The sequence below is a fragment of the Methylobacterium oryzisoli genome (assembly GCF_046557895.1).
GTDB lineage: Bacteria > Pseudomonadota > Alphaproteobacteria > Rhizobiales > Beijerinckiaceae > Methylobacterium > Methylobacterium oryzisoli.
Genome location: NZ_JBKIBX010000007.1, coordinates 213,793 through 220,546, shown reverse-complemented (window position 1 = coordinate 220,546; position 6,754 = coordinate 213,793). Strand labels below are relative to the sequence as shown.

General features: G+C 72.4%; 6 protein-coding genes. 1 reads left to right on the top strand and 5 read right to left on the bottom strand.

Features of this window, described 5'->3' with window-relative positions; genetic code table 11:
• Nucleotides 1–69: 69 nt before the first annotated feature.
• The 5 genes from ACKUB9_RS09820 to alaS all read right to left on the bottom strand — a co-directional run bounded on the left by ACKUB9_RS09820 (nt 70) and on the right by alaS (nt 5,656).
• Nucleotides 70–162, bottom strand: coding sequence for a hypothetical protein (locus ACKUB9_RS09820; protein WP_432760189.1), 93 nt, complete (start codon nt 160–162; stop codon nt 70–72).
• A gap of 55 nt (nt 163–217) precedes the next feature.
• Nucleotides 218–1,114, bottom strand: a complete 897-nt coding sequence (rfbD, locus tag ACKUB9_RS09815; RefSeq protein WP_410825806.1) for a dTDP-4-dehydrorhamnose reductase — start codon at nt 1,112–1,114, stop codon at nt 218–220.
• A gap of 5 nt (nt 1,115–1,119) precedes the next feature.
• Nucleotides 1,120–2,169, bottom strand: a complete 1,050-nt coding sequence (rfbB, locus tag ACKUB9_RS09810; RefSeq protein WP_410823073.1) for a dTDP-glucose 4,6-dehydratase — start codon at nt 2,167–2,169, stop codon at nt 1,120–1,122.
• Nucleotides 2,170–2,187: 18 nt separating this feature from the next.
• Nucleotides 2,188–2,742: a dTDP-4-dehydrorhamnose 3,5-epimerase gene (rfbC, locus tag ACKUB9_RS09805; RefSeq protein WP_407521222.1), complete on the bottom strand. Its 555-nt coding sequence runs from the start codon at nt 2,740–2,742 to the stop codon at nt 2,188–2,190.
• A 253-nt stretch (nt 2,743–2,995) separates the two neighbouring features.
• A complete protein-coding gene (gene alaS / locus ACKUB9_RS09800; protein ID WP_407521220.1) occupies nt 2,996–5,656 on the bottom strand; it encodes an alanine--tRNA ligase in 2,661 nt (886 codons plus the stop codon).
• Between the two features lie 154 nt (nt 5,657–5,810).
• On the opposite strand from alaS, the gene ACKUB9_RS09795 reads away from it, so the two are divergent.
• Nucleotides 5,811–6,752: a cation diffusion facilitator family transporter gene (locus tag ACKUB9_RS09795; RefSeq protein ID WP_407521218.1), complete on the top strand. Its 942-nt coding sequence runs from the start codon at nt 5,811–5,813 to the stop codon at nt 6,750–6,752.
• Nucleotides 6,753–6,754 lie beyond the last annotated feature (2 nt).

Sequence of the window (6,754 nt, the reverse complement as noted above, 5' to 3'; positions counted from 1 at the left end):
GACAGGGTTGCCGGGTGGAGCCGGGTGCCGGAGCCCCCGGCCAGCACGATCCCCTTCATCATGGTCTCCTCAGGCCCGGTGCGCCGGACCGATCAGGCGGTCGAGGATGTCGTCGAGCGCCGCCGGCCAGGGCCGCGGCGTGACACCGAAGTCGCGCGCCAGCGTCTCGGTCGACAGTTCGGAATTGGCCGGGCGCGCGGCCGGCGTGGGGNTCTCCTCAGGCCCGGTGCGCCGGACCGATCAGGCGGTCGAGGATGTCGTCGAGCGCCGCCGGCCAGGGCCGCGGCGTGACACCGAAGTCGCGCGCCAGCGTCTCGGTCGACAGTTCGGAATTGGCCGGGCGCACGGCCGGCGTGGGATAGGCCGAGGTCGGGATCGGCTCCACCGGCACGCCGCGCGCGCCGCGGCTCTCGGCCCCCGCCATGATGGCGCGGGCGAAGCCGCACCACGTCGTCGCGCCCGCATTCACGCAATGGTAGGTGCCGCTCGGCGCCGCCGGGTCGTCGGCGAGCCGCAGCGCGATCGCGGCGAGCGCCGCCGCGAGGTCGGCGGCCGAGGTCGGGCAGCCGCGCTGGTCGTCCACCACCGTCAGCTTCTCGCGCTCGCCCGCCAGCCGCAGCATTGTCTTGACGAAGTTGCCCCGGTGCGGGCTCACCACCCAGGCCGTGCGCACGATGGCGTGGCGCGGGTTGGCGGTGCGCACCGCCATCTCGCCGGCCGCCTTGCTGGCGCCGTAGACGCTGCGCGGCCGCACCGGCGCGTCGGGGGCGTAGGCCCCCGTGCCGGTCCCGTCGAACACGTAGTCGGTCGAGACCTGCACCAGCGGGAGGCCCGCCCTCGCGGTGGCGGCGGCGAGGTAGGCGGGCGCGAGCGCGTTGAGGCGCCACGCCGCGCCGACCTCGCTCTCGGCCTTGTCCACCGCCGTGTAGGCGGCGGCGTTGATGATGGCCGCGTAGGGACGCTCCGCGATCGCCGCGCCGACCGCCGCCTCGTCGGTGATGTCGAGCGCCGCGCGGGCGGGTGCGTGCAGCGTCACGTCGGCGGGCCAGGCGTGGTCGCGCAGTTCGGTGCCGACCTGACCGGCGCCGCCGAGGATGAGGATGTGGCGGCTCACGGCGCTCAACCGGTCAGCCCGAGGCGCTCGCCCGCGTAGCGCCCTTCGCGGATCGGCTGCCACCAATCGGCATGGTCGAGGTACCAGCGCACCGTGTCCTCCAGCGCCTGCTCGAAGCTGCGCGTCGGCCGCCAGCCGAGTTCGGCCTCGGCCTTGCCCGGGTCGATGGCGTAGCGCCGGTCGTGGCCGGGACGGTCGGTCACGAAGGTGATCAGCCGCTCGTGCGGGCCGGCCTCCGGCCGCAGCCGGTCGACGATCGCGCACAGGGTCTTGACCACGTCGAGGTTGTTGCGCACCGCGCGCCCGCCGAGCAGGTAGGTCTCGCCGACGCGGCCCCGCTCCAGCACGGCGACGAGGCCGCGGGCGTGGTCCTCGACGTGGATCCAGTCGCGCTCGTTCTGGCCATCGCCGTAGACCGGCAGGCTGCGGCCCTCCAGCGCGTTGAGGATCATCAGCGGGATCAGCTTTTCCGGGAAGTGGCGCGGCCCGTAATTGTTCGAGCAGTTCGTCACCAGCACCGGCAGCCCGTAGGTCTCGTGCCAGGCCCGGGCGAGGTGGTCGGAGGCGGCCTTCGAGGCGGAGTAGGGCGAGCGCGGATCGTAGCGGCTCTCCTCGGTGAAGAAGCCGCCCGGCGGCAGCGAGCCGTAGACCTCGTCGGTGGAGACGTGCAGGAAGCGGAACCGCTCCTTCTCCGGCCCGTCGAGACCGGTGTAGTGGGCGCGGGCGGCCTCCAGCATCACCTGGGTGCCGACCACGTTGGTGCGGATGAAGGCCGCCGGTCCGGTGATCGAGCGGTCGACGTGGCTCTCGGCGGCGAGATGCATCACCGCCTGCGGCCGGAACTCCTCGAAGAGCGCGCCCACCCGCTCCGCGTCACAGATGTCGGCCTCAGCCAAGCGGTGGCGCGCATCGCCCTTGAGCGGCGCGAGCGAGTAGGGGTTGGCCGCGTAGGTGAGCGCGTCGAGGGTCAGCACCTCGTGGCCGAGATCCTGGACGAGGTGGAGCACCAGGGCCGAGCCGATGAAGCCGCAGCCGCCCGTGACGAGGATGCGCATGAGGGTCTCCGGGGAGCGTCAGAAAAGCGGCGGCAGGTCGGCGAAGCGGGGCGCCCGGGCGTCCTTGTCGGACAGGACCGCCTGGTCGGTCGAGACCGGCCAGTCGATGCCGAGATCGGGGTCGTTCCAGAGCACGGCACCGTCGTGCGCGCGGCTGTAATAGCCGCCCGCGACCTTGTAGGCGACCATCGTGTCGGGTTCGAGGGTGCAGAAGGCGTGGCCGAAGCCGACCGGGATGAAGAGCTGGTGGCCGGCCTCGGCGTCGAGCCGGGCGGCGACGTGGCGTCCGTAGGTCGGGGAGGCGCGGCGCAGGTCGACGGCGACGTCCAGGATGGCGCCCGCGAGGACGCGCACCAGCTTGGCCTGGGCGTGGGGATGGGTCTGGAAGTGGATGCCGCGCACCGTGCCGGGTTGAGCGGAGAAGGACTGGTTGTCCTGCACGAAGGCGTCGCTGATGCCGTGGTCGGCCAGAATATCGGCCCGGAAGGTCTCGGAGAACCAGCCGCGGTCATCGCCGAAGCGGTTCGGGATCACCAGCTTCACGTCCGGGATCGCCTGATCCACCACCTGCATGCGCGCCATCCTTCCGTGTCGAAGCCCCGCCGGCCACGCGGCTGCTGGCCGACGATCGTGGCATCACCAAGTCCGCCCTCGAACATCCTCCCGGATCGCGATGGTCCCGAGCGTTCGACTTGCGCTCGATTGGACCTATCACCCGAATACGGGTTCGAGAGCGACGAGAGGGCATCGCCTCGCGTCGACCATGATGCCACCAGGGGCGCACGCTCCATCCTGCGCCGACGCGCCGGGCGACCGACACGACCGCTCAGGCGGCGGCGAGCGCCGCCTGGATCGCGTCGAGCGCCGCCTCGGCGCCGGCCCCGTCGGGACCGCCCGCCTGCGCCATGTCGCGCCGCCCGCCCCCGCCCTTGCCGCCCAGGCGCTCCGAGCCGGCCCGCACGAGGGCCACGGCGTCGAAGCGCTCGGTCAGGTCGTCGGTCACGCCCACGACGAGGCCGGCCTTGCCGTCGGGCGCCACGCCGACGATCGCGACGACGCCGGAGCCTAAGCGCTTCTTGCCCTCGTCCGCGAGGCTCTTGAGGTCGCGCATCTCGACCCCCTGCACGGCGCGTGCCATCAGCTTGATGCCGCCGACCTCGCGCACCGGATCCTCGCCCGCTCCGCCCCCGCCCATCGCGAGCTTGCGGCGGGCCTCGGCCAGCTCCCGCTCCAGCCGGCGGCGATCCTCGATCAGCGCGGCGAGGCGCTCGGGCGCCTCCGCCGGCGGCACCTTGAGCAGGCCGGCCACCGCGGCGAGCCGGCGGCTCTCCTCGGCGAGGTGGCGGCGCGCCGCGTCCCCGGTCATGGCCTCGATGCGGCGCACGCCCGATGCCACCGCCCCCTCGCCCAGCACCGTCACGACCCCGATGTCGCCCGTGCGCCCGACATGGGTGCCGCCGCAGAGTTCCACCGAGAAGACGCGCGGGCGCCCGTCCTCGCCCTCGTCCGCCCCCATCGAGACGACGCGCACCTCGTCGCCGTATTTTTCGCCGAACAGCGCCCGCGCGCCGCTGGCGATGGCGTCGTCCACCGCCATCAGCTTGGTGACGACCGGGCCGTTCTGGAGCAGGACGCGGTTGGCGATTTCTTCCACCGCCGCGACCTCCTCGTCGTTCATCGGCTTCGGATGGCTGAAGTCGAAGCGCAGGCGGTCGGGCGAGACCAGCGAGCCCTTCTGGGCGACGTGGTCGCCCAGCACCTGCCGCAGGGCCTCGTGGAGCAGGTGCGTGGCCGAGTGGTTGGCCCGGATCGCGCCGCGGCGGGCGTGATCGACCTTCAGCTCCACCGCTTGACCGGCCGCGAGCGTGCCCTCCTCGACCGTGACGTGGTGGACGAAGAGGTCGCCGAGCTTCTTCTCCGTGGCCGTCACCCGCGCGCGCAGGCCCGGCCCGGTCACGCTGCCGGTGTCGCCGACCTGACCGCCCGATTCGCCGTAGAACGGCGTCTGGCTCACCACGAGCAGTCCGTCCTCGCCCGCCGCGATGGCCTCGACCTCGGCGCCGCCGCGCACCAGCGCGGTCACCACGCCCTCCGCGGTCTCGGTCTCGTAGCCCAGGAACTCGGTGGCGCCGACGCGCTCGCGCAGGGCGAACCACAGCGTCTCGGTGGCGGCCTCGCCCGAGCCCGACCACGCCGCGCGCGCCGCCGCGCGCTGGCGCTCCATCGCGCTCTTGAACGCATCGGTGTCCACGCCGATGCCGCGGGACTTGAGCGCGTCCTGCGTCAGGTCGAGGGGGAAGCCGTAGGTGTCGTAGAGCGTGAAGGCGGTCTCGCCCGAGAGGTTCTGCCCGGCCGACAGGTCGCGGGTCTCCGCGTCGAGGATCGACAGGCCGCGCTCCAGCGTGCGGCGGAAGCGGGTCTCTTCCAGCCGCAGCGTCTCGGTGATCAGCGCCTCGGCCCGGCTCAACTCCGGGTAGGCCTGCCCCATCTCGCGCACGAGGGTCGGCACGAGGCGGTACATCATCGGGTCGCGCGAGCCGAGGAGCTGCGCGTGCCGCATCGCGCGGCGCATGATCCGGCGCAGCACGTAGCCGCGGCCCTCGTTGCCCGGCAGCACGCCATCGGCGACGAGGAAGGATGAGGCGCGCAGGTGGTCGGCGATCACCCGGTAGGAGGCGGTCTGCTTACCCTCCGGCGGGCGCCCGACCTGATGCGCCACCGCGTCGATCAGGCTGCGGAAGAGGTCGGTGTCGTAGTTGCTCTTCACCCCCTGGAGGATCGCCGCCATGCGCTCCAGGCCCATGCCGGTGTCGATCGAGGGCCGCGGCAGACCGACCCGGTTGCCCGGCTCGATCTGCTCGTACTGCATGAAGACGAGGTTCCAGAATTCGAGGAAGCGGTCGCCGTCCTCGTCCGGGCTGCCGGGCGGGCCGCCCTGCAGCTCGGGCCCCTGGTCGATGAAGATCTCCGAGCAGGGGCCGCAGGGGCCGGTGTCCCCCATCTGCCAGAAGTTGTCGGAGGTGCCGATGCGGATGATGCGCTCGTCCGAGAAACCCGCGATCTTGCGCCAGAGCTCCGCCGCGTCCTCGTCCTCCGCGTAGACGGTGACCAGCAGGCGCTCCGGCGAGAGACCGAGCTCCTTCGTGACGAGGTTCCAGGCCAGTTCGATCGCCAGCGGCTTGAAGTAGTCGCCGAACGAAAAGTTGCCCAGCATCTCGAAGAACGTGTGGTGGCGCGCCGTGTACCCGACGTTGTCGAGGTCGTTGTGCTTGCCGCCCGCCCGCACGCATTTCTGCGCCGTGGTGGCGCGCTGGTAGGGCCGCTTCTCGACGCCGGTGAAGACGTTCTTGAACTGCACCATCCCGGCGTTGGTGAACATCAGGGTGGGGTCGTTGCGCGGCACCAGCGGCGACGACGGCACCACCTCGTGTCCGTGCTTGGCGAAGTAGTCCAGGAAGGTCGACCGGATCTCGTTGACGCCACTCATCGGATGTAGACTCTTGCGAGGAATGCTGGGGGCCGGCGGCGGAGCGGGCCGCAAGGGCACGTGAGCGCTGTCTTAGTCACGCCACACCCCCGTGTCGAGGCGGGGCGACGCCCTCGCCTCGCCAAGCGGACCCGCCCGCCCTATCACGCAGGGCATGGCGCACGATCACGACCAGGCCCACCACGACCATGCCCATCATGGCCTCGGCCACGGGCATGCTCCCGCCCGTTTCGGCAGGGCCTTCGCGGTCGGCATCGCGCTCAATGCCGGCTTCGTGCTGGTGGAGGCGATCTTCGGCGTCCTGAGCGACTCGGTGGCGCTGCTGGCGGATGCCGGGCACAACCTCTCGGACGTGCTCGGCCTCGTGGTCGCCTGGGCGGCCGCGACGCTCGGGCGGCGTCCGCCGAGCCCGCGCTTCACCTACGGGCTGCGCGGCAGCTCGATCCTGGCCGCCCTGTTCAACGCGGTCTTCCTGCTGGTGGCGACCGGGGCGATCGCCTGGGAGGCGATCGGGCGCCTGCACGCGCCGCCGCCCGTGGCGGGCCGCACGGTCATCGTCGTCGCGCTCATCGGCATCGCCATCAACGGGGTCACCGCTTGGCTGTTCGCCTCCGGGCGCGAGAGCGACCTCAACATCCGCGGCGCCTACCTGCACATGCTGGCGGATGCGGCGGTCTCGGCGGGCGTGGTGCTCGCGGGCCTCGCGATCCTGGCGACGGGGTGGACCTGGATCGACCCGCTGGTGAGCCTCGTGATCGTGGTGGTGATCGTGGCGGGAACCTGGGGTCTCCTGCGCGACAGCGTGATCCTGTCCCTCGCCGCGGTCCCGCCCGGGATCGACCCGGAGGCCGTGCGGCGCTGCCTCGCCGAGCGGCCCGGCGTCGCGGAGGTGCACGACCTGCACGTCTGGGCGATGAGCACCACCGAGACCGCGCTCACGGCCCATCTGGTGATGCCGGCCGGGCATCCCGGCAATCCCTTCCTCGGCGAGTGCGCGCAGGTGCTGCGCGCGCGGTTCGGCATCGCCCACGTGACGCTGCAGGTGGAGCTGGCGGGAGGGCCGGCCTGCGCGCTGGCGCCCGAGGGCGTGGTGTGACC

Excerpts from the sequence above, each read along its gene's own strand:
- rfbB (WP_410823073.1), bottom strand. The coding sequence starts at position 2,169 with ATGCGCATCCTCGTCACGGGCGGCTGCGGCTTCATCGGCTCGGCCCTG.
- rfbC (WP_407521222.1), bottom strand. The coding sequence starts at position 2,742 with ATGCAGGTGGTGGATCAGGCGATCCCGGACGTGAAGCTGGTGATCCCG.
- alaS (WP_407521220.1), bottom strand. The coding sequence starts at position 5,656 with ATGAGTGGCGTCAACGAGATCCGGTCGACCTTCCTGGACTACTTCGCC.
- ACKUB9_RS09795 (WP_407521218.1), top strand. The coding sequence starts at position 5,811 with ATGGCGCACGATCACGACCAGGCCCACCACGACCATGCCCATCATGGC.